15 protein-coding genes, 2 pseudogenes, 1 CRISPR repeat array and 1 riboswitch are annotated in these 22,807 nt (G+C 75.3%); of the genes and pseudogenes, 9 read left to right on the top strand and 8 right to left on the bottom strand.

Annotated elements, in window-relative coordinates; all coding sequences use genetic code 11:
* Positions 1–605, bottom strand: a pseudogene (locus tag ACWEO5_RS13115) (apolipoprotein N-acyltransferase); the annotation flags it as partial.
* 111 nt (positions 606–716) lie between these two features.
* Complete coding sequence (gene cobN, locus ACWEO5_RS13120) at positions 717–4,325, bottom strand: cobaltochelatase subunit CobN (RefSeq protein ID WP_452162484.1); 3,609 nt, start codon at positions 4,323–4,325, stop codon at positions 717–719.
* Between the two features lie 210 nt (positions 4,326–4,535).
* Positions 4,536–4,600, bottom strand: a riboswitch (cobalamin riboswitch).
* 248 nt (positions 4,601–4,848) lie between these two features.
* On the opposite strand from cobN, the gene ACWEO5_RS13125 reads away from it, so the two are divergent.
* From ACWEO5_RS13125 to ACWEO5_RS13135, 3 genes are read left to right on the top strand one after another with little or no spacing between them, the layout of a single operon-like run.
* Positions 4,849–6,063, top strand: coding sequence for a hypothetical protein (locus ACWEO5_RS13125; protein WP_452162485.1), 1,215 nt, complete (start codon positions 4,849–4,851; stop codon positions 6,061–6,063).
* Positions 6,060–6,686: a precorrin-8X methylmutase gene (locus ACWEO5_RS13130; RefSeq protein WP_344557533.1), complete on the top strand. Its 627-nt coding sequence runs from the start codon at positions 6,060–6,062 to the stop codon at positions 6,684–6,686. Before ACWEO5_RS13125 ends, ACWEO5_RS13130 begins: the two co-directional genes overlap by 4 nt.
* Positions 6,683–8,230 (top strand): precorrin-2 C(20)-methyltransferase, encoded by a 1,548-nt coding sequence (locus ACWEO5_RS13135; protein WP_452162486.1) that lies wholly within the window; start codon positions 6,683–6,685, stop codon positions 8,228–8,230. Before ACWEO5_RS13130 ends, ACWEO5_RS13135 begins: the two co-directional genes overlap by 4 nt.
* Positions 8,231–8,249: 19 nt before the next feature.
* Here ACWEO5_RS13135 and ACWEO5_RS13140 read toward each other — a convergent pair whose 3' ends face one another.
* The gene (locus ACWEO5_RS13140; RefSeq protein ID WP_452162487.1) at positions 8,250–8,990 is read right to left on the bottom strand and encodes a cobalt-precorrin-6A reductase; all 741 of its coding nucleotides are present in this window, start codon (positions 8,988–8,990) and stop codon (positions 8,250–8,252) included.
* A 120-nt stretch (positions 8,991–9,110) separates the two neighbouring features.
* Between ACWEO5_RS13140 and ACWEO5_RS13145 the strand changes: the two genes are divergently transcribed.
* Positions 9,111–10,250, top strand: coding sequence for a cobalt-precorrin-5B (C(1))-methyltransferase (locus ACWEO5_RS13145; protein WP_452162488.1), 1,140 nt, complete (start codon positions 9,111–9,113; stop codon positions 10,248–10,250).
* Between the two features lie 19 nt (positions 10,251–10,269).
* Here ACWEO5_RS13145 and ACWEO5_RS13150 read toward each other — a convergent pair whose 3' ends face one another.
* From ACWEO5_RS13150 to ACWEO5_RS13160, 3 genes are read right to left on the bottom strand one after another with little or no spacing between them, the layout of a single operon-like run.
* The gene (locus ACWEO5_RS13150; protein ID WP_344557529.1) at positions 10,270–10,680 is read right to left on the bottom strand and encodes a RidA family protein; all 411 of its coding nucleotides are present in this window, start codon (positions 10,678–10,680) and stop codon (positions 10,270–10,272) included.
* A gap of 32 nt (positions 10,681–10,712) precedes the next feature.
* Positions 10,713–11,471, bottom strand: coding sequence for an IclR family transcriptional regulator (locus tag ACWEO5_RS13155; protein ID WP_452162489.1), 759 nt, complete (start codon positions 11,469–11,471; stop codon positions 10,713–10,715).
* Between the two features lie 41 nt (positions 11,472–11,512).
* A complete protein-coding gene (locus ACWEO5_RS13160; RefSeq protein WP_452162490.1) occupies positions 11,513–12,598 on the bottom strand; it encodes a sugar kinase in 1,086 nt (361 codons plus the stop codon).
* A 246-nt stretch (positions 12,599–12,844) separates the two neighbouring features.
* On the opposite strand from ACWEO5_RS13160, the gene ACWEO5_RS13165 reads away from it, so the two are divergent.
* The 3 genes from ACWEO5_RS13165 (at position 12,845) to ACWEO5_RS13175 (ending at position 16,579) form a co-directional block, all read left to right on the top strand.
* Positions 12,845–14,254, top strand: a complete 1,410-nt coding sequence (locus tag ACWEO5_RS13165) for an amino acid deaminase (RefSeq protein ID WP_452162491.1) — start codon at positions 12,845–12,847, stop codon at positions 14,252–14,254.
* Entirely contained in the window at positions 14,254–15,867 is a 1,614-nt protein-coding gene (locus ACWEO5_RS13170) for an N-acyl-D-amino-acid deacylase family protein (protein ID WP_452162492.1), read from the top strand. The genes ACWEO5_RS13165 and ACWEO5_RS13170 overlap by 1 nt, the downstream gene beginning before the upstream one ends.
* An 82-nt stretch (positions 15,868–15,949) precedes the next feature.
* On the top strand, positions 15,950–16,579 hold the full coding sequence (locus tag ACWEO5_RS13175) for a bifunctional 4-hydroxy-2-oxoglutarate aldolase/2-dehydro-3-deoxy-phosphogluconate aldolase (protein ID WP_452162493.1): 630 nt from the start codon (positions 15,950–15,952) through the stop codon (positions 16,577–16,579).
* Between the two features lie 233 nt (positions 16,580–16,812).
* On the opposite strand, the gene ACWEO5_RS13180 is transcribed toward ACWEO5_RS13175, so the two are convergent.
* Positions 16,813–17,406 carry a peroxiredoxin-like family protein gene (locus ACWEO5_RS13180; RefSeq protein WP_452162494.1) on the bottom strand — a complete coding sequence of 198 codons (594 nt, stop codon included), beginning with the start codon at positions 17,404–17,406 and terminating at the stop codon, positions 16,813–16,815.
* Positions 17,407–17,493: 87 nt separating this feature from the next.
* Between ACWEO5_RS13180 and ACWEO5_RS13185 the strand changes: the two genes are divergently transcribed.
* Entirely contained in the window at positions 17,494–18,135 is a 642-nt protein-coding gene (locus ACWEO5_RS13185) for a TetR/AcrR family transcriptional regulator (RefSeq protein ID WP_452162495.1), read from the top strand.
* Between the two features lie 98 nt (positions 18,136–18,233).
* Here the strand turns inward: ACWEO5_RS13185 and ACWEO5_RS13190 are convergent.
* Positions 18,234–18,654: pseudogene (locus ACWEO5_RS13190) on the bottom strand (IS5/IS1182 family transposase); the annotation flags it as partial.
* Between the two features lie 202 nt (positions 18,655–18,856).
* Positions 18,857–20,055: a CRISPR direct-repeat array (repeat unit 29 nt; unit sequence GGGACCATCCCCGCGGGCGCGGGGAGCAG).
* A gap of 556 nt (positions 20,056–20,611) precedes the next feature.
* Here ACWEO5_RS13190 and ACWEO5_RS13195 point away from each other — a divergent pair.
* A complete protein-coding gene (locus tag ACWEO5_RS13195) occupies positions 20,612–21,934 on the top strand; it encodes a hypothetical protein (RefSeq protein WP_452162496.1) in 1,323 nt (440 codons plus the stop codon).
* Positions 21,935–22,807: the final 873 nt, after the last annotated feature.

Consider the following 22,807-nt stretch of genomic DNA (forward strand, 5'->3'; position numbering starts at 1 on the left):
CCCGCCAGCAGCGCGGCCAGCGCCGCCGTCCCGGCCAGCGCGCGCACCCGCAGCCCGGGCGCGCGGAGCAGCACCAGCAGCGCCGTGTTCGCCGCGACCAGGACCCAACTGACCAGCCACACACCGCCGATGGAGGCCAGGCCGAGCACCGCCGGGTGCTCCCACTGGGTGGCGCCCAGCAGTGCCCACGGCCCGCCCAGCGCGTGCCAGGAGCGGGCGTACTCGGCGCACACCCACACCGCGGGCAGCACCGCCAGCGCCGCCGCCGCGCGGCGCGGCGTCGGCTCGCCGTGCAGCAGCCACCAGGCGGCCAGGCCGAACGGCGCCTGCAGCACGCCGAACAGCACCGCCAGCACCGGCAGCGCGGGGCCGATCGACGGGACCAGCCAGTACATCCCGGTGAGGATGAACCCCGCGCCGAACCACCAGCCGCGCACCGCGGCCTCGCGGGGCCCGGCCGCGGCCCGCATCAGCAGCAGGCCCGGTACCAGCGCCGCCCAGGCCAGCCAGGCCAGGCCCGCGCCGGGGAAGGTCAGGACGGGCAGCGCGCCCGAAGCCAGCGCGCCGTAGCGGGCCGGTCGGGTGAGGGCGGTTCGCAGGTTCATGGGCAGATTGTCCGTCCGGCCGGGCCGGAAGGCACCCCTATTCGATCATCGGCATGTCAAGGTCGCCCCCAGCCTGCCCGGATCGCCCGGGTTCACTCGCCCCGGGCGCCGTCACTCGCCCTCCAGGTCGCCCTCGGTCTCCAGCAGCACCTGCCGCAGCCCGTCCAGCAGCGCCGGGTCCGGCTCCGCCCACAGGCCGCGCCCGGCGGCCTCCAGCAGGCGTTCGGCGATGCCGTGCAGGGCCCACGGGTTGGCCTCGGCGAAGAACTCGCGGTTGACCGGGTCGAGCACGTACTCCTCGGTCAGCTTCTCGTACATCCAGTCGGCGACCACGCCGGTGGTCGCGTCGTAGCCGAACAGGTAGTCGACGGTCGCGGCCATCTCGAACGCGCCCTTGTAGCCGTGCCGGCGCATCGCCTCCAGCCAGCGCGGGTTGACCACCCGGGCCCGGAAGACCCGGGCCGCCTCCTCGGTCAGGGTGCGGGTGCGCACCGTCTCCGGGCGGGTGGAGTCGCCGACGTACGCGGCCGGGGCGGCGCCGGTCAGCGCCCGCACGGTGGCCACCATGCCGCCGTGGTACTGGAAGTAGTCGTCCGAGTCGGCGATGTCGTGCTCGCGGGTGTCGGTGTTCTTCGCCGCCACCGTGATCCGCCGGTACGCGCTCTCCATCTCCTCGCGCGCGGGCCGCCCGTCCAGGCCGCGCCCGTACGCGTAGCCGCCCCACACCGTGTACACCTCGGCCAGGTCGGCGTCGGTGCGCCAGTCCCGGCTGTCGATCAGCTGCAGCAGGCCCGCGCCGTAGGTGCCCGGGCGGGAGCCGAACACCCGTACCGTGGCCCGGCGTTCGTCGCCGTGCTCGGCCAGGTCGGCCCGCACGTGGGCCCGGACGAAGTTCTCCGACTCCGGCTCCTCCTGGCGGGCGGCGAGCCGGACCGCGTCGTCCAGCAGCGCCACCACGTGCGGGAAGGCGTCCCGGAAGAAGCCGGAGATGCGCAGCGTCACGTCGATCCGCGGCCGGCCCAACTCGGCGAGCGGGACCGGCTCCAGGCCGGTGACCCGGCGCGAGGCGTCGTCCCACACCGGGCGGACGCCGAGCAGCGCGAACGCCTCCGCGATGTCGTCGCCCGCGGTGCGCATCGCGCTGGTGCCCCACAGGGACAGGCCCACCGAGGGCGGGAACTGCCCGTCGTTGTCGGCCCGGTAGCGCTCGACCAGGGACGCGGCCAGCGCCTGGCCGGTCTCCCAGGCGAGCCGGGACGGGACGGCCTTCGGGTCCACCGAGTAGAAGTTGCGGCCGGTGGGGAGCACGTTGACCAGCCCGCGCAGCGGCGAGCCGGAGGGCCCGGCCGGGACGAAGCCGCCCCGCAGGGCGTGCAGCACCGCGTCCAACTCGTCGGTGGTGGCGGCCAGTCGGGGCACCAGCTGGGTGGCGGCGAAGGCCAGCACCTCGGCGACGGCGGCGGGGAGGCCGGCGGAGACCTTCGCCACCGCGGCCGGGTCCCAGCTCTCCGCCTCCATCGCCTCGACCAGCGCACGGGCCCGCGCCTCGGCCGCGTCCGCCGCACCCAGGGTCGGGGCCGCCTCGTCCAGGCCCAGCGCCTCGCGCAGGCCCGGCAGCGCGCTCACGCCGCCCCAGATCTGCCGGGCCCGGAGGATCGACAGCACGAGGTTCACCCGGTCGGTGCCGGTCGGGGCCTGGCCCAGCACGTGCAGGCCGTCGCGGATCTGGGCGTCCTTCACCTCGCACAGCCAGCCGTCGACGTGCAGCAGGAAGTCGTCGAAACCGTCGTCCTCCGGCCGCTCCGCCAGGCCCAGGTCGTGGTCCAGCTTGGCGGCCTGGATCAGCGTCCAGATCTGCGCCCGGATCGCGGGCAGCTTCGCCGGGTCCATCGCCGCGATGTTCGAGTGCTCGTCGAGGAGTTGCTCCAGCCGGGCGATGTCGCCGTAGGAGTCGGCGCGCGCCATCGGCGGCACCAGGTGGTCCACCAGCGTGGCGTGCGCCCGGCGCTTGGCCTGGGTGCCCTCGCCCGGGTCGTTCACCAGGAACGGGTAGACCAGCGGCAGGTCGCCGAGCGCCGCGTCCGGGCCGCACTCGGCGGACAGCGCCGCGGTCTTGCCCGGCAGCCACTCCAGGTTGCCGTGCTTGCCCAGGTGCACCACCGCGTGCGCGCCGAAACCGCCGTCCGCGCGGTCCGCCGCGATCCACCGGTAGGCCGCCAAGTAGTGGTGGCTGGGCGGCAGATCGGGATCGTGGTAGATCGCCACCGGGTTCTCGCCGAACCCGCGCGGCGGCTGGACCAGCACCAGCAGGTTGCCCGAGCGGATGCCCGCCAGCACCAGGTCGCCGTCCGGGTTCCGGGAGCGGTCCACGTACAGCTCGCCCGGCGCCGGACCCCAGTGCTCCTCCACCCGCTCGCGCAGCGCCGCCGGGAGGGTGGCGTACCAGCGGCGGTAGTCGGCGGCCGGGATCCGCACCGGGTTGCGGGCCAACTGCTCCTCGGTCAGCCACGCCTGGTCGTAGCCGCCCGCCTCGATCAGCGCGTGGATCAGCGCGTCGCCCTCGTGGCCGTTTTCCGTGCCCGTGTGGAAGCCCGGCAGGGCGTCGCCCAGGTCCATGCCCTCCGCGCGCAGCCGCTCCAGCAGCCGGACCGCCGACGCCGGGGTGTCCAGGCCCACCGCGTTGCCCACCCGGGCGTGCTTGGTCGGGTACGCCGACAGCACGAGGGCCAGCCGGCGCTCGGCCGCCGGGGTGTGCCGCAGCTGCGCGTGCCGCACCGCGATGCCCGCCACCCGGGCCGCCCGCTCCGGATCGGCCGCGTACACCGTCAGCCCGTCCTCGTCGACCTCCTTGAACGAGAACGGGACGGTGATCAGCCGGCCGTCGAACTCCGGCACCGCCACCTGCGTCGCCGTGTCCAGCGGGGACAGCCCGTCGTCGCTGCCCTCCCACTGCGCCCGCGACCAGGTCAGGCAGAGCGCCTGCAGGATCGGCCGGTCCAGCGCGGCCAACTCGCCCGCGTCCCACGCCTCCTCGTCGCCGCCGGCCTGCGCGTCGGCCGGCCGGGTGCCGCCCGCCGCCAGCACGGTGGTCACGATCACGTCGGCCGCGCCCAGCTCCGCCAGCAGCTCCGGCTCCGCCCCGCGCAGCGAGGCGCAGAAGTACGCCCGCACCCGGGCCCCCCGGTCCTCGACCGCCCGGCACAGCGTCTCCACGAACGCCGTGTTCCCGCTCATGTGGTGCGCCCGGTAGTACAGCACCGCGACGGTCGGCCCCCCGCCGTCCCGCGCCTCGCGCTCCAGCGGGCCCCAGGACGGCGCCGAGGCCGGGGGCGCGAAACCGTGGCCGGTCAGCAGCACCGTGTCGGACAGGAACGCGCCCAGCTCCGCCAGGTTCGCCGGACCGCCGTGCGCCAGGTACGCGTGCGCCTCCGCCGCGATGCCCGCCGGGACGGTCGACAGCTCCATCAGCTGCGCGTCCGGCGCCTGCTCACCCGTCAGCACCACCACCGGCAGCGGGCCCGCCAGCAGCGCGTCCAACCCCTCCTGCCAGGCCCGGCGCCCGCCCAGCAGCCGCACCACCACCAGCTCCACGCCGGCCAGCAGCGCGGGCAGCTCCGCGGGCGACAGCCGCGCCGGGTTCGCCCAGCGGAACGGCACCGGGCCGTCCGCCGCCCGGGCGCTCAACAGGTCGGTGTCGGACGTCGACAGCAGCAGGATCATGCGGAAGCCCTCCCGGGCGTCTCGGACGGCACGGGGCGGGCGGGCAGCGCGGGGCGGCCGAACGGTGCGGGGCGGGCAGGCGGCCCGGGCAGCGCGGGGCGGACGGCACGGGACGGCCCGGCGGGCACCCGCCGGGGCGCGGGCATGCGGCAGCGCATGGAACGGCCTTCCTCGGGGTCCTCGCCCCGGGCAGTGGAGGACGGCCGGAGTTCCTGGCTCCCGCGGCTCAGTGAGCCGCGGTCACAGTGGCGGGACCGCACCGGATTCGCACCGGACTTCCTCCGCTGTGCCGTCGCTGGCAGCGGACGCCCCGAGAGGCGCCCGCCAGCATCGTACGGGGTGATCGGCGATCGGGGGAGTGTGAGCTGCGACGCTGACCGAAACCCGACCACCCGCGCCCCCGGACCCCGGCCCGCACCGCCCTGAGCTGCGCAATCACCGCCCCGGCCGGGGCCGGCACCCGGCGCCGGGTGTGACGCACGAGGCGGTGGCGCGCCCGCGACCGATGGGTATGCTCGCCGCCATGCCACCCACACCCGACGCCGCCCAGGCACCCTCCGTCGGGCCCGACCGAGGCCGCGCCGACGCCTGCCCCGGCGCGCTCCGCCTGCACCCCGCCGAGGACGGACACCTCGCCCGACTCCGGCTGCCCGGCGGCCACTTGACGCACCACCAGATCCTCGCCGTGGCCGGCGCCGCCGACGCGCTCGGCGACGGCGGCGCCGAGATCACCTCGCGCGGCAACCTCCAGCTGCGCGGCCTCGCCGCGGGCTGCGCCGCCGACCTCGCCGAACGGCTGCGCGCCGTCGGCCTGTTGCCCTCCGACACCCACGAACGCGTCCGCAACATCGCCGCCTCCCCGCTCGCCGGACTCGACGGCCGCGGCGCGGCCGGAAACCAACTGACCGAATGGGTGCGGGAGTTGGACGAGGCGCTGTGCGCCGCGCAGTGGGCCGCCGGGCTGTCCGGCAAGTTCCTGTTCGCCCTCGACGACGGCCGCGGCGACGTCGCCGCCCTCAACGCCGATGTGACCTTGATCGCAGTCGGCGGCGGCCGCGCCCTGCTCCGCCTCGGCCGCGCCCGCCGCGCCACCGCCGTCGACGCACCCGTGCCCGCCGCGCTCGACGCCGCCCGCCGCTTCCTCGACCTCGCCGCCGGACGCGCCTGGCACCCGCGCGAGATCCAGGCCGAACTGCCCGAGGGCGACGTCCCGCTGCCCCCCTTCGCCGGCGAACGGCCCGCCCTCGGCACGCTCACCGGCGCCCTCAGCGTCGGCGTGCGCCTCGGCCGGGCCGACAGTGCCCAGTGGCGGCTGCTCGCCGACGCCCTCGGCACCGGGGAGACCGCCCGACTCACCCCCTGGCGCGGCGTCGTCCTGCCGCACGCCGACCCCGCCCGGCTGCCGGACCTGGCCGCCGCCGGACTGCGCACCACCCCCGGCGGCCCCTGGGAGGGCGTCACCGCCTGCACCGGCCTGCCCGGCTGCCACAAGTCCCTCGCCGACGTCCGCGCCCAGGCCGCCCGCGCCCACACCGACGTCCCCGCCGAGGGGCTCCCCGTCCACTGGTCCGGCTGCGCCCGCCGCTGCGGGCACCCCGCCGGCCGCTGGGTCGACGTCCTGGCCACCGCGTCCGGACACCGCGTCACCGTCGACGGCACCGTCCGCGACACCGAAGAGAACGACACGGCCGAGGCAGTCGCCGAAGCCCGCAACGCCCAATGGCGGAGGCCCAAATGATCGACTACGAGAAGGACGGCGCGGCCATCTACCGCCAGTCGTTCGCCACCATCCGGGCCGAGGCGGACCTCGACCGGCTGCCCGCCGACGTCGCCCGGGTCGCCGTCCGGATGATCCACGCCTGCGGCATGACCGACCTGGTCGACGACCTGCTCTGGTCGCCGAACGCCGTCGCCGACGCCCGCCGCGCCCTGCTGGCCGGCGCGCCGATCCTGTGCGACGTCAACATGGTCGCCAGCGGCGTGACCCGCAAGCGGCTGCCCGCCGACAACGAGGTGGTCTGCACCCTCACCGACCCCGCCGTCCCCGAACTCGCCCGCGCCCTGGGCACCACCCGCAGCGCCGCCGCGATGGAACTCTGGCTGCCCCGCCTGGAGGGCGCCGTCGTCGCCGTCGGCAACGCCCCCACCTCGCTGTTCCGCCTGCTGGAGATGATCGAGGCCGGGGCGCCCCGCCCCGCCGCCGTCATCGGCGTCCCGGTCGGCTTCATCGGCGCCGCCGAGTCCAAGCAGGCCCTCGCCGACCACCCCTCCGCCCTGGAGCACCTGGTGGTCCGGGGCCGCCGAGGCGGCAGCGCCATCGCCGCCGCCGCCATCAACGCGATTGCGAGCGAAGAAGAATGACGGGCAGTCAGAGGACCGGAAAGCTCTACGGCGTGGGCGTCGGACCCGGCGACCCGTCGCTGGTCACCGTGCGCGCCGCCGAACTCATCGGCAAGGCCGACGTCATCGCCTACCACTGCGCCCGGCACGGCCGCTCGCACGCCCGGGCCATCGCCGAGCGCTACCTGACCGGCGGCCAGCTCGAAGAGCGGCTGATGTACCCCGTCACGGTGGAGACCACCGACCACCCCGGCGGCTACCGCGGCGCCCTCGACGACTTCTACCGGGACGCCTCCGAACGGCTCGCCGCCCACCTCGACGCCGGACGCGACGTCGTCGTCCTCGCCGAGGGCGACCCGCTGTTCTACGGCTCCTACCAGCACATGCACAAGCGGCTCGCGCACCGCTACCCGACCGAGGTCGTCCCCGGCGTCACCTCGATCAGCGCCGCCGCCGCCCGCCTCGGCACCCCGCTGGTCGAGGCCGAGGAGATCCTCACCGTCATTCCCGGCACCCTCCCCGAGGAGGAGATCGCCGCCCGGCTCGCCGCCACCGACTCCGCCGTCGTCATGAAGCTCGGCCGCACCTTCCCCGCCGTCCGCCGCGCCCTGGAACGCGCCGGTCGGCTGGACGACGCCCGGTACGTGGAACGCGCCACCATGGACGGCGAGCGCACCGGACGGCTGGCCGACGTCGACCCCGACGGCGTCCCGTACTTCGCGGTCGCGGTGCTGCCCAGCAAGGTCGCCGCGCTCGACTCCGCCGGGCAGCCGTACGCGGCCCCGGCCGACGCCCCGGACGCTCCGCAGGAGCCGGTCGGCGAGGTGGTCGTGGTCGGCACCGGGCCCGCCGGGCCGCTGTGGCTCACCCCCGAGGCGCGCGGAGCCCTGGCGAACGCCACCGACCTGGTCGGCTACACCACCTACCTGGACCGGGTGCCGGTGCGCGCCGGGCAGGTCCGGCACGGCTCCGACAACAAGGTCGAGGGCGTCCGGGCCGAGTTCGCGCTCGACCTGGCCCGGCGCGGACGCAGGGTCGCGGTGGTCTCCTCCGGCGACCCGGGCGTCTTCGCGATGGCCACCGCCGTCCTCGAAGCCGCCTGCGAGGACCCCTACCGGGACGTCCCGGTCCGGGTGCTGCCCGGCATGACCGCCGCGCACGCCGCCGCCTCCCGGGCCGGGGCGCCGCTCGGCCACGACTACGCCGTGATCTCGCTCTCCGACCGGCTCAAGCCCTGGGAGGCGATCGCCCGCCGGCTGCGCGCCGCCGCCGAGGCCGACCTGGTCCTGGCGCTCTACAACCCCGGCTCCAAGTCCCGTACCACGCAGGTCGGATCGGCCCGCGACCTGCTGCTGGAGCACCGCGCCCCGGACACCCCGGTGGTGCTGGCCCGGGACGTCGGCGGCCCCACCGAGCGGGTGCGCACCGTCACGCTCGCCGAACTCGACCCCGCCGAGGTCGACATGCGCACCCTGCTGCTGATCGGCTCCAGCCAGACCCGGCGGGTCGAGCGCGGCGGCGGACACGAAGTGGTGTGGACGCCGCGCCGCTACCCCGAGCAGTAGCAGGGGAGTTGACGGTGCGTCAGCCGCGCAGGCGCCGCAGCCAGTCGGCCGCCCCGGCGACGTCCGGGGCGGTGCGCACCCCCGCCGGGGCGGCCGGGCGCTCCACCACCACGACGGGCAGGCCGAGTTCGCGGGCCGCGGCCAGCTTCGGGGCGGTCGCGGCGCTGCCGCTGTCCTTGGTCACCAGCACCTCGATGCGGTGCGCGCGCAGCAGCGCCCGCTCCCCGTCCAGGGTGAACGGGCCGCGATCCAGCAGGACTTCGGTGCGCGCGGGCATCGGCGGCACCGGCGCCTCCACCGAACGCGCCAGGAACACCAGGCCGTCCAGGTGCGCGAACGCGGCGATGCCCTGGCGCCCGGTGGTCAGGAACACCCGGCTGCCGAGCGCGGGCAGCGCCTGCGCGGCGGCGGCCAGGCCGGGCACCCGGTGCCAGCGGTCGCCGTCCTGCGCCGTCCAGCCCGGGCGGCGCAGCGCCAGCAGCGGGACGCCGGTCTCCTCGGCGGCCAGCGCCGCGTTCCGGCTGATCCGCTCGGCGAACGGATGGGTGGCGTCCACCACCGCGTCCACCGCGTGGGCCCGCACCCAGGCGGCCAGCCCCGCCGGGCCGCCGAAACCGCCGGTCCGGACCTCCCCGGCGGGCAGCCGCGGCCGCTCCACCCGCCCGGCCAGCGAACTGGTCACCCGCAGCGCCGGATCGGCCACCAGCACGTCCGCCAGCCGGCGGGCCTCGCCGGTGCCGCCGAGGATCAGGACGTGCATGCGGGCTCCCGGGCCGGTGCGATCAGGACACACCACCCTAACCGGCCCGACCGGGCGCCCGACGGGGGCGGCGTGGGACGGTGGGAGCAGCGAGGAGCACGGGAGGACGAGGAGTGAGCGGTGAGTAGCGCGGCGCAGGACGGCCCGCCGGCCGGTGGGCGCAAGGGGCAGTTGCGCAGCAGCGGGCTGCGGCCCGGCTGGACGACGGGGGCGTGCGCGACGGCCGCGACCAAGGCGGCGTACACGGCGCTGCTCGGCGGCGGCTTCCCCGACCCGGTGGTGATCACGCTGCCCAGGGGCGAGCGGCCCGCGTTCGCGCTGGCGGTGGAGGAGGCGGCGCCGGGCCGGGCCAGTGCCGGGGTGGTCAAGGACGCGGGCGACGACCCGGACGTGACGCACGGCGCGCTGGTGCGCTCCACCGTGCGGGTCGGACCGCCGGGCAGCGGCGTGGTGTTCCGGGCCGGGCCGGGGGTGGGGACGGTCACCAAGCCGGGCCTGCCGCTGGCGGTGGGCGAGCCGGCCGTCAACCCGGTGCCCCGGCAGCTGATCCGCGCGGCGGTCGCCGAGGTGGCGGCGGAGTTCGGCGGAACCGGGGACGTGGAGGTGGAACTCTCCGTCGACCACGGCGAGGAGATCGCCCGGCACACCTGGAACCCGCGGCTGGGCATCCTCGGCGGCCTGTCCATCCTCGGCACCACCGGCATCGTCGTCCCGTACTCCTGCTCGGCCTGGATCGACTCGATCCGCCGCGGCATCGACGTGGCCCGCGCCGCCGGGCGCACCCACGTGGCGGGCGCCACCGGCTCCACCTCGGAGAAGGTGGTGGTCGCCGAGTACGGCCTGCCCGAGGACGCGCTGCTCGACATGGGCGACTTCGCCGGCGCCGTCCTGAAGTACCTGCGCCGGCACCCGGTGCCGCGCCTCACCGTCTGCGGCGGCTTCGCCAAGCTCTCCAAGCTCGCCGCCGGCCACCTCGACCTGCACTCCGGCCGCTCGCAGGTGGACAAGGCCCAACTGGCCGCGCTGGCCAGGGAGGGCGGCGCCACCGAGGAGTTGGCCGCCCGGGTCGCCGCCGCCAACACCGCCCTGGAGGCGGTGCAGTCGTGCGCGGCGGCGGGCGTCCCGCTCGGCGACCTGGTGGCCGAACGGGCCCGCGCCACCGCGCTCGGCGTGCTGCTCGGCGCGCCCGTCACGGTCGACGTGATCTGCATCGACCGCGCGGGCACGATCGTCGGCCGGGCCGCCCCGAAGGGCCCCTGACCGGACGGGGGAGCGCCGGTCAGCCGGTGACGACGGCCTGGGCGTCGATCTCCACCAGCATGGGCTCCTGGGGGAGTTCGACGAAGATCGTGGTGCGGCAGGGCTTCACGCCGCCCGGGGCGACGTTCTCCTCGATGAACTGGGCGTAGACCTCGTTCATCAGCGGGAAGTCGGCGCGCTTGGTCAGGTAGACGCGGAACATCACCACGTCCTCGATGGTGGCGCCGCCCGCCTCGACGATCGCCTTGACGTTCTCCAGCGTCCGCCGGGTCTGCGCCTTCACGTCGCCGTGGTACAGGTACTCGCCGGTCGCCGGGTCCTGCGGGCCCTGGCCGGAGACCTGCAGGATCGGGCCCTTGCGCACGCCCTGGGAGAACATCCAGGCCGGGGCGGGCGCGCCGTCGGTACGGACCTCGATCTTGTCGCTCATGTGACTTGCTCCATGGGGTAGTTGACGATGCGTCAGTGATGACTTCCGCGGGCCGGGAGGCCCGCGTCGGCGGAGATCGCCCGGGTGCAGGCGAGCAGTTGGGGGAGCAGGTCGAGCACCTGCTCGTAGCGGAGGACCACGTCCGGCACGGATATCGACGCGGCGGCCACCACCCGGCCCGAGGCGTCCCGGATCGGCGCGGCCACGCAGTTGATGAACGCCTCGTGCTCGGCGTGGTCCTGCGCCCAGCCCTGCGCGGCGACCTGGTCGAGCTCGGCCAGCAGCGCCTGCGGGCTGGTGAGGGTGTTCGGGGTGTGCACGGTGAACTCGACGCCGTCCACCACCCGGCGGCGCTCGGCCGGCGGCAGGTCGGCCAGCAGCACCTTGGCCACCGCCGTGTTGTGCAGCGCCGCCCGCAGGCCGATCCGCGAGTACATCCGCACCGGGTGCCGCGAGTCGTACTTGTCGATGTAGACCACCTCGCCGCCCTCGTACGCGGCCAGGTGCACGGTCTGGCCGGTCGCCGCGTTCAGCTCGGCGAGGTGCGGGGCGGCGGTGCGGCGGATGCCGCGCTGCTCCAGCGCGAGGCTGGAGAGCGCGAACAGGCCCGCCCCGAGGTGGTAGCGGTACTGGGCGTCGCGGTGGACGAAGCGTTCCTCCTCCAGGCTCTGCAGCAGCCGCAGCACGGTCGTCTTGTGGACGCCGATCAGCTCGGCCAGCTGGTCGAGGGAACGCTCGCCCTCGCCGAGTTCGGCGAGCAGGCGCAGGGCGCGGGTGACGGTCTGGCTCATGGGTGTCCCGAGGGTCTTCGAGGGTGCCGGGAGGGGAGGTCTCAGGGGGCGTGGACGGGGGCGTGGACGGTCGCGGGCAGGGCGGGGGAGTCGAAGCCCGACGCGGAGACCCGGGTCGCCGCCCAGGCGTCCTCGTCGGCGGCCAGCAGCGCGGCCACCGTCGCCGCGTCCGGCAGCGCACCGTGGTCGGTGCGGGCGGTCAGCGCGCCCGCCGCCGCCAGGTGGCCAAGCCGCAGCCGGGAGCGCTGGTCCAGGCCGCGCAGGGTGCCCGCCAGGTAGCCGGCCGCGAACGCGTCGCCCGCGCCGGTGGGCTCCACCACCTCGACCCGCAGCGCCGGTTCGGTGACCGTCGCGCCGTCCCGGTCGACCGTGCTGACCAGGTGCCCGGAGTCCTTGACCACCAGGGTGGCCGGGGACGGGAAGAGCCGGCGCAGCGCCCGCGGGTCGCCGGTGCCGAACGCCTCCTCGGCCTCGTCGGCGCCCAGCAGCAGCACGTCCGCGGCGTCCAACAGCTCCGGCAGCACCGCCGGGTCGCGCCGCCGCCACAGCGCCGGGCGCCAGTTCAGGTCGAAGGAGACCAGCCGGCCCGGGCGGCGGCGGGCCAGCAGGGCGCGCACCAGGGCCAGGCAGTCGTCGGACAGCGCGGGCGTGATGCCGGTCAGGTGCAGCAGCGGCGCGGCGTCCAGCAGGGCGGCGGCGGCCGGGTCGTCCAGCAGGGCGGGGGAGAGCGCGGAGGCGGCCGAGCCGGTGCGGTAGTAGTGCAGGCGCGAGCGGCCCGGGCCCAGGTCGTGCGGCAGGGCGGAGCCGCCGGTCTCCTTCAGGTACACCCCGGTCGGGCGGTGCGGGTCCACGGCGACGGCCGACACGTCCACCCCCGCCGCGGCCAGGTCGCCGGTCAGGCGGCGGCCGAAGCCGTCCGCGCCGACCCGGCTGATCCACGCGGTGGGCACGCCCAGCGCGGCCAGCGCCGCCGCCACGTTGGACTCGGCGCCCCCCACCGAGGGGTGGAACGCGCCGACGGCCTCGAACGGCCCCGGCCGGTCGGGCAGCAGCACCGCCATCGACTCGCCCAGGCACACGGCCCGGGCGGCCGCATGGTCCCGGCCCGCCCCGTCCTGATCCGCCATCAAACCCGCTCCCTCGCCCTCGGGCCCGTGCCCCGCTCCCGCCGCCGACGGCCCGCGCGGCCGGTGCTCGGCGGTGAGCCCGGTGCTGCGTGCCTGGTGGGAGGGGTGGACGGGCCGCGTCGCGGTCCGTTGACCGCCGTCCGGCGTGAATGCTAGAACCGTATCACCAACATGCGCAATAGAGGTTGCGCATGTTGCAACTTCCCAGCTCGCGAGTGGGCCGGGGTCTGCTACGGAGGCAGTGCGATGAGCGGAACGGCAGGAACGGCAGGAACGGCAGGAACGGCAGGAACCGCGGCGGCGGCGGACGGGGCGGCGGCGGCCGGGGCGGCGGCCACGGGGGCGGGCGCGGGCCCGCGGTACTTCGCCGACCCCGCCGACGGCCCCGGCATCGACACCGCCGCCGTCGCCGCCCTCGCCGACGAACGGCTCGACTTCCGGTTCAAGGCCGTCCCCGCCGCCGCCCACGGCCGCAGCGTCCGCGACTGGCTCGCCACCCGCCCCGCCCTCGACGGCCTCGGCACCCCCCTGCTCACCCTCGACGCCGCCGCCCTCGACCACAACCTGCGCACCATGGCCGCCTGGTGCCGCGCCGCCGGCGTCCGGCTCGCCCCGCACGGCAAGACCACCATGGCCCCCGCCCTCTGGCAGGCCCAACTCGCCGCCGGCGCCCACGCGATCACCCTCGCCAACCTCCCCCAGCTGCGGGTCGCCCGCGCCTTCGGCGTCCAGCGCCTCCTGCTCGCCAACACCCTGCTCGATCCCGCCGGACTCGCCTGGATCGCCGCCGAACTCGACCGCGACCCCGGCTTCGCCTTCGCCTCCTGGGTCGACTCCGCCGACAGCGTCCGGCAGATGGACGCCGCGCTGCGCGCCGCCGGAGCCCGCCGCCCCGTCGAGGTCCTGGTCGAACTCGGCGGCCCCGGCGGCCGCACCGGCGCCCGCGGCGTCCCCGCCGCCCTGGAGGTCGCCGCCGCCGTCCTCGCCGCCCCCACCCTGCGCCTGGCCGGCGTCGGCGGCTACGAGGGCGCCCTCGCCCACGACGCCTCCGACCCCGCGCTCGCCGCCGTCCGCGGCTACCTCGCCGACCTCGCCGACCTGCACCGCCGCCTCGCCACCGACTACCCCACCGGCACCCCCGTGGTCACCGCCGGCGGCAGCGCCTACTTCGACACCGTCGCCGAGGAACTCACCCCCCTCGTCCGGCAGGTCCCCGGCACCACCGTCATCGTCCGGGCCGGCGCCTACCTCGCCCACGACGACGGCTTCTACCGCGGCATCTCCCCGCTCTCCCGCACCGCCGACGCCACCCCGCTGCGCTCCGCCATGCACGGCTGGGCCCGGGTCGTCTCCCACCCCGAACCCCGACTCGCCCTGCTCGACGCCGGGAAGCGCGACCTCCCGTTCGACGAGGGCCTGCCCGAACCCCAACTCGTCCGTGGCGCCGGCCCGCTGGCCGGCGCCACCGTCACCGCCCTCAACGACCAGCACGCCTTCCTGCGCGACGCCGGAGCGGCCGCCCCCGTCGGCGCCGTCCTGCGCCTCGGCCTCTCCCACCCCTGCACCGCCTTCGACAAGTGGAGCCTCATCCCCGTCCTCGACCACGCCGACGCCGAGAACCCCCGCGTCGTCGACCTGATCCGGACGTACTTCTGATGGCCGACCTGCTGCTGCGCGGCGCCACCGTCATCGACGGCACCGGCGCCGACCGCCGCCACGCCGACGTCACCGTCACCGACGGCCGGATCGACCGGATCGGCCGCGGACTGACGGCACGCCGGGTCATCGACGCCGACGGACTCGTCCTCGCCCCCGGCTTCATCGACATGCACGCCCACTCCGACCTGCGGCTGCTCCTCGAACCCGACCACCCCTCCCGGATCACCCAGGGCGTCACCCTCGAAGTCCTCGGCCAGGACGGCCTCTCCTACGCCCCCGTCGACGACACCACCCTCGCCGCGCTGCGCCGCCAACTCGCCGGCTGGAACGGCGACCCCGCCGACGAGGAGTTCGACTGGAACTGGCGCACCGTCGCCCAGTACCTCGACCGCCTCGACACCGGCGCCGCCGTCAACACCTGCTACCTCGTCCCGCACGGCTCGGTCCGGATGCTCACCACGGGCTGGGACAACCGTCCCCCCACCGGAGCCGAACTCGACCGGATGAAGCGGCTGTTGGACGAGGCACTGACCGACGGCGCGGTCGGCATGTCCACCGGGCTCACCTACACCCCCGGCATGTACGCCGACACCGCCGAACTCGTCGAACTGTGCGCCGTCGTCGCCGCCCGCGGCGGCTTCCACGCCCCGCACCAACGCTCCTACGGCGCGGGCGCGCTGGAGGGCTACGCGGAGATGGTGGAGATCTCCCGGCGCTCCGGCTGCCCGCTGCACCTCACCCACGCCACCATGAACTTCGGCGTCAACGAGGGCCGCGCCGGACAGTTCCTCGCCCTGGTCGACGCCGCCCTCGCCGACGGCATCGACATCACCCTCGACAGCTACCCCTACCTGCCCGGATCCACCACCCTGGCCGCCCTGCTGCCCAGTTGGTCCACCGAGGGCGGCCCCGCGGCCACCCTCGCCCGGCTCGCCGACCCCGCCGCCCGCGACCGCATCCGCGCCGACGTCGAGGAGCACGGCAGTGACGGCTGCCACGGCGTCGTCACCGACTGGGACACCATCCAGATCTCCGGCGTCCGCGACGGCGCGCTGTCCGCCGCCGTCGGCAGGAAGGTCTCCGAACTCGCCGCCGAACAGGGCCGCACCGGCACCGAGGTCTTCTTCGAGCTGCTGCTCGCCGACCAGTTGGGCACCACCATCCTCCAGCACGTCGGCCACGAGGAGAACGTCCGCGCCATCATGCGCCACCCCGTGCACACCGTCGGCAGCGACGGACTGCTGGTCGGCGCCCGCCCGCACCCCCGCGCCTGGGGCACCTTCCCCCGCTACCTCGCCCGCTACGTCCGCGAGTTGGGCGTCCTCACGCTCGAACAGGCCGTCGCCCGGATGACCGGACGGCCCGCCCGCCGCCTCGGCCTCGACCGGCGCGGCCTGGTCCGCCCCGGCCACCACGCCGACCTGGTCCTGTTCGACCCGGACACCGTCCGCGACACCGCCACCTTCGACCACCCCCGGCAGGCCGCCGACGGCATCCGGCACGTCCTGGTCAACGGCGTCCCCGCCCTCACCGACGGCAAGCCCACCGGCGACCGGGCCGGGCGGGCGCTGCGCCGCGGCGCCGACCACAAGGTCCGGGCCGTCGACTGACGGACAGTCAATTCTCTTGCGGAACAACGACGTTCCGCTTCATCTGCTCGAAACGACCATGTGCCAAGAGGAGCTGCCCAGAATGGGAACGGAAACGACGGACCTGCGCGCGGCACTGGCCCGGCAGCCGGTGATCGCCGTGGTGCGGGCCCCCGTGATCCCCGACGCGGTCGCACTCTGCGAAGCGCTCGCCGAAGGCGGCATCGCCTGGACCGAACTCACCTTCACCACCCCCGACGTGACCCGCCACGTCGCCCGCGCCGCCGCAGCCGGCTGCCGGATCGGCGTCGGCACCGTGCTCACCGCCGACCAGGCCCGGGCCGGGATCGCCGCCGGCGCCGGCTTCCTGGTCACCCCCGGACTGCGCCCCGCCGTCGCCGACGTCGCCCGCCAGGCCGGGATCCCGGTCGTGATGGGCGCGTTGACCCCCAGCGAGGTGGCCGACGCGGTCGACCTCGGCGCCGCCGCGGTCAAGGTCTTCCCCGCCAAGGCGTTCGGTCCCGGCTACTTCAAGGACCTGCGCGGCCCCTACCCCGACGTCCCGCTGGTCGCCTCCGGCGGCGTCAACGCGGGCAACGCCAGGGCCTTCCTCGACCACGGCGCGCTCGCCGTCTGCGCGGGCACCGACGTCGTCCCGCCGCAGGCCGTCGCGGACGGCGACTGGGCCGACATCACCCGCCGCGCCAAGGAGTTCATCGCCTCGCTGGGCTGAGCCCGGCACCGCGTGCCCGCACCGCCGCCCGCCCCTGCCGCCGCCCGCCCCTGCCGCCGCGGCACGGGCCGGTGAGCGGTGCGCGGACGGGCGGGGCACCGGGCCCGGTGCTCCGCCCGTCTCGTTCCCCGGTGCTCCGCCCGTCTCGTTCCCCGCTGCGCGCGGGGCGGTTGCGTCCGTCTCGGCCGCGACGGACCGGGCGACCTTCGTTCCCGGCGCGCGCGGGGCGGTTCTCACGAGCGGCGGGCCGGGTCCGTCCGTCCGGCGGGCCGGTGCCCGGCGGCCAGGGCGAGGACCTGGTCGACGGACCAGTGGTCGGCCGCGTGGGTGCCGTAGTGCGCGGCGGCGACCCGCCCGTCCGCGGTCAGCAGGAAGTCGGCGGGCAGGCCCAGCCGGCCGCCGAGCGGACGGGACGCGGGCGGGCGCTCGCGGCCGCGCAGGACCAGCGGAACGCTCCGGGCCAGCCCGCGGAGCACGGACGGCCAGGCCCGCGGGTCGAGCAGGGCCCGGGCACCGCGCTCCACCCCGTACGCCCGGTACAGCCGCTGCTCCGGGTCGGCCAGCAGCGGGAACGGCAACCCGTCCGCGTACGGGCGCAGTTCGCCGGCGGGCGAGTGGAAGGCGGCCAGCTCCCGCACCCCGGCCGCGCGCAGCTCCGGGTGCCGGACGGCGAAGCCGCGCAGGTGCAGGTTGCAGATCGGGCAGCCCGCGAAGCGGCGGAACTGCAGGTGCGTCAGGCCGTCCGCGGGCACCGGCGGCAGCGGGCGGCCGGCGGCGTCGTCGGCGGGGAGGGCGGGGGCGGTGGTGCCGGTCCGGAGTCGGGACACGGTGGCTCCTCGGTGGCGCCGCGGTGGCGCCTCGTAGGTGTATGCCGTACGCCAAAACTGTAGGCGTATGGCGTACGCTGTCAACCCGTGCCCCGCCCACGCTCGCTGACCACCCGCCAGATCGCCGCCGCCGCGCTCACCGTGATCGACCGCGACGGCCTGCCCGCCCTCTCCATGCGCACCGTCGCCGCCGAACTCGACCGCCGCACCATGGCCCTCTACCGCTACGTCGAGGACCGCGAGGAACTGGAGTGCCTGGTCGTCGACCTCGCCCTCGGCCCCGTCCTCGACCGCGCCGCCGGCGGTTCCGCCGACGGCCCCGACGACCCGCCCGCGCCGCGGGCCCGGCTGCTCGCCCTGCTGGAATCGATGCGCGAGGCCGTCGGCGCCCACCCCGGCGTCCTGCCGCTGGCCGTCCGGCACCACGGCGGCTGCCTGCCCGTGCTGCGCTGGCGCGAACGGCTGCTGGAAACCCTCGCCGAAGCCGGACTCGACGGACCGCGCCGGGCGGCCGCCCTGCACGCACTGGTGTCGTACGTGACCGGGGCGCTCGAACTCGAACACCGGGCGCCCGCCACCACCGCCACCCCCGGCCCGGCCGTCCCCGAGACCTTCCCGCTGCTCGCCGCGGCCCTCACCACCCGCGCCGCCACCGACCCGGCCCGCGCCTTCGGCGACGGCGCACGCACCGTCCTCGACGGCCTGGCCCTGGGGCCGGGTCCCGACTGAGCCGGTTCCGCGCCCGGCTCCGGGTCCGGCTCGCGCGGGTTCGGGTCTGGGTTCGGGCTCGGGTTCGGCGGAGTGCCAGGGAGCGCATGTGGTCGTGATCAAGGGGTGGTCTCGGTGAGGTCCTTGATCCAGGTCATCGAGGCGCGGAGGTGGAGGCCGGCGCGGCAGCTCCGGGGCGTCTTGTCGAACCGGGTGGCGATGCCCCGCTAGGCCCTCAGCCTGTTGATCAGGCGCCCGACGGTGTCGCGCTCTTCGTGGAGCCCGGCGCCGTGTCCGACCGGCCGGCCGGCCCCGCTGACTCTCCTCTTCCTGCTCGCAGCCTGGCCCCGTTTCTCCGGGACGACGGCCTTGACGTGGCGCCTGCGCAGGTGGGTGCGGTTGCCACGGGGCGAGTGGGCCTTGTCCCCGGCGACCACGTCGGCCCGGGTGCGGGAACGGCCGACGGGCCCGGACCCTCTCCAGCACGGGGACGAACTGCGGCCTGTCGGCGGCCTGGCCCCCGGTCGGAACGAACGCCAGCCGATGCACTGCCTCGATGTCGCAGGCGGCCCCCTCACCTACTACGTAGCCCCACGCCTGGAACTCGTCGTCCTCTGCCAGATCACACCACCACCAGCGCTCTGACCACACATCCACGCCTCCGATAAACCGGAATCGGGAGCCACCCCACACAGGTGGGGAGCAGAGCGGCTCGGCGTACGGCATACTCCGGTGACTCGCCGGGACCATCCCCGCGGGCGCGGGGAGCAGGCGAACTGCAGGACGAAGTCGAGGCGTTCCGGGGGACCATCCCCGCGGGCGCGGGGAGCAGGCGAACTGCAGGACGAAGTCGAGGCGTTCCGGGGGACCATCCCCGCGGGCGCGGGGAGCAGTGTGCATCCCGCTACTTGGGGACGGGCATCTTGGGGACCATCCCCGCGGGCGCGGGGAGCAGCGAGGTGGGGATCGCGGGGGGCCTTATGACCGCGGGACCATCCCCGCGGGCGCGGGGAGCAGCGGTCGAGCGCCCGGACGGCGGCCCGCAGGTCGGGACCATCCCCGCAGGCGCGGGGAGCAGGAGTTCATCGAGAAGGCCGAGGAGCGCTACGAGGGACCATCCCCGCGGGCGCGGGGAGCAGCACCTACCCCTGGCCGAACAAGGTCGTCGGCGAGGGACCATCCCCGCGGGCGCGGGGAGCAGTGGCCGGAGCCGTACAGGTTCAGGGCGGCCGAGGGACCATCCCCGCGGGCGCGGGGAGCAGTGCGGAGGGGGAGGCCCCGGTCCGTGCCGGGCGGGGACCATCCCCGCGGGCGCGGGGAGCAGCCCTCCCACTTGATCTCGGGGTGGACGGTCGCGGGACCATCCCCGCGGGCGCGGGGAGCAGTCGATCGGCCACCAGGCCGCATCCGCCGCGTCGGGACCATCCCCGCGGGCGCGGGGAGCAGGGCGTGCTCCCAGCACTGCCGGCACTGGCCGCTGGGCGGGGGACCATCCCCGCGGGCGCGGGGAGCAGGAGTCGGGATTCAGTGGCGAGCGTGCGGGGTCGGGACCATCCCCGCGGGCGCGGGGAGCAGCCGCACCTACCGGCACCGGAACTTCGAGACGTCGGACCATCCCCGCGGGCGCGGGGAGCAGCCGGTGGAGGACATCACCCGCCGCCCGATCGCGGGACCATCCCCGCGGGCGCGGGGAGCAGGGCGGGTTGGTGTATCCGGCGCCGTGCCATCCGGGACCATCCCCGCGGGCGCGGGGAGCAGTCCTGGTGGCCGACGGCGGCGGTCTCGGGCCGGGGACCATCCCCGCGGGCGCGGGGAGCAGTTTCCGTCTCGGGGAGGGCACCTGCTGAACTCGGGACCATCCCCGCGGGCGCGGGGAGCAGACCGGCTCCCCTTCCTTGCCCCGCGCCCGAAGGGGACCATCCCCGCGGGCGCGGGGAGCAGCTTGTTGACCTGCGGTGTTATGTGGCGGTGGGGCGGAGTTTCGCCAGCTTCAGAGATTCGGACATTAGCGACATCGAGTCACTTTTTTTGCTGGGGCGGGCTGGTAGCCCTTCGGCGTGTGGATGGGGCGGGCGGGGTTTCGTGGTCGTCTGGTTCTGTACTGGGTGGCCGGCGTTCGTCATGTGTTGTTCGGCGGTGCTGTGGAGGTGTCAAGGAGCGCGGTGGTGTGGGCGCATGCTCCCACGACCCTCCGACATCACAGCCGCCGGCTCCCTCGCGTGCAAAGCAGAGCCCCATCCCCAGGCCGGCTGCGCGGTGGCCAGGACCGTCCCCAGCGTGGGCGGAGGGCAGTTGGTGACGTACCGGGACAGCGGGCCAACGTAGGGGCCGTCCCAGCGCGGACGGGGAGCAGGAGATGAAGGCCGGACCGGCCCACTGGACCTTTGACAGGCGACCTTGACCGATTGACAGGTGATCTTGACCGCCGAGTCCAAGGGGCAGCACGTTTTTGAGAGCTGCGGGGTCGGTGTCAGGGGTCTTTGGGAGCGTACGGATCATGAAGCGATCCGACGATCTCCTGGTAGGGCTGGACGACATCGACTGGGCGTCCCTGGGGCACGCCTACGGCAGTGCCGAGGACGTACCCGACCAACTCCGGGCGGCGTGCGGGCCGGACGAACAGGCCCGGGAGACAGCTTTCCGCGTCCTGTTCGGCAACATCTTCCACCAGGGCACCCGCTACTCGGCGTCCCCGTACGCCGTGCCGTTCCTCGCCCGGATCGCCGTCGCGGGCCCGGCCGGCGCCCGGGCCGACACGCTGATGCTGCTGACCCGGCTGGCCGTCGACTGGCACGACAAGTACGACCTCCCCCTCGGCATCGACACCGCCGCGTGGCGCGCCGCGGCCGTCAGCCCCGAAGAGAACCTGCGCTGGTACGACGAGCAGATCGCCGTCGAGACCGACGAGAAGCGGCTGGAAAACCTGCGCAAGGGGCGGGCCTACTGTGCGGCGGGGCACCCCATCGACGGCCGCGAGGGCGCGCTGCGCTCCTATGACGCGGTCCGCGCCCAACTCCCCGTCCTGCTCGAACTGCTCGACGACCCGGTCCCGGACATCCGCACCAGGACGGCGTACCTCCTCGGCTGGTTCCCCGAGGAGGCCGCCACCGTCTTGCCCCCGTTGCTGGCCCACCTCGACGGCGAGCTGGACCCGGTCTGCGCCGCCACGGTCCTCGTCGCGGTCGGACTGCTCACCACCCGGGATCCGGACGGCCGACTCCGGCGCCACCTCGACCACCCGCTCCCCCTCCTGCGCTGGGCGGCCGCCACCGCCCTCGCCCGCCTCCTGGTCGTCCACCCGGCCGCCGCGCTCGGCCTGCCGCCGACCGGGCGCGTCGCCGCCGAACTGGCCGCCTTCGGCGCCGCGCCCGTACCCGAACCCGCCACCGCTCATCACGAGGGCGACCTGCACAGCTACACCGTCCGCAGCCTGCTGCACCTGATGAACACCGCCGAGGACCCGGACGGGATCCTGCTGGAGATCGTCCGCACCCTGCCCCGCATCAAGGTGGTCGACTTCGCATCCCGCTCCCTGGCGGCCCGCACCGAGAACCTCCTGAAGGCCCTGTTCGAACCCGCGGACAGCGCACCGGTGTTCGCCGCGCTCTCTCCCGGACGCCGGGCACTGCTGAGTATTCTGGCCGAGCTGCTGCCCCCCGATGAGTTCCAACCCTGGCCGCTGGGCTCGGACCTCCACAAGCAGTTCACCCGGTACGGCTTCCCCGGCACCCGCCCCGCCCTCCGCGCCTACGTCGGCCTGGACACCGAGGGCGAGGACCCCTTCGCCCCTCTTCCCGACCCCTGGAAAGCATTCCGCTGATCCCGCCCTCTCCAGACCCTGACAACCGGTCGAGATCGGCTCGCAGGAACCCGCCACCAGCCAAACCCGTCTGGTAATCGGTCAAGGTCGGGTGGCAAACCGTCAAGGTCACCCGTCAAAGGTCACGGAGTGATCCGTCTCATCGAAGTTTGACGAGTCTCACCGAAGTTTGACCGCACGACGTTCGGCCCATCCATCGGCGGTACCGGCCGTGTGTCTCCATCAGGCCGCGAGCTGACGGACCTGTCCGGGGTCGAGGTGCAGCTCGTACGGGGTCGAGCAGTCGCTGATCTCCGTACCCACCGGAGCGCCGCACGGGCATCGGCGGTTCATCCCGCCCCGGCCCGGACACCCGCAGCAGCCGACATCCTCGAAGTCCGGGACGCGAAGCGGCTCCAGGCCCGGCGCATCGCCAGGATGAAGAACCACCGTCCCCCGCGGCCCTGCGGACACCAGGAAGTCGTCACCGTCCGGATCACTGACGCACGGACCTCCCGGGAAGATCGCCACCGGGTCATCGCAGGGCACAAAAGGTGCGCCCCAAGGCTCCGGTTCCACCGCGAAGCATCCCCGTGGCACGGTGGCGGACGCCGTCCGCGTCCCACCGTCCTTCGGGTAGCCCTGGTCCATCGGGCGAACAGGGACCTCAGCCAGCTCGGTCAACGGTCCCGTGATCGCAGATCCACAGGCCACACACGCAAACACTGTCACCCGCAGTTCCTAGCACCCCCCTGCAAACCCGCCAACCCAATTTGCCTCCCACCAGGGCAGTCACACCCACCGGACCGGTCGGAGCATCGTCTCTGGACCCGTTGGTCAAACTCCGATGAGACAAACCCGCCCCGGTCGAACTTCGGTGAGACTCGTCAAACT

This window comes from Kitasatospora sp. NPDC004272 (genome assembly GCF_053603035.1).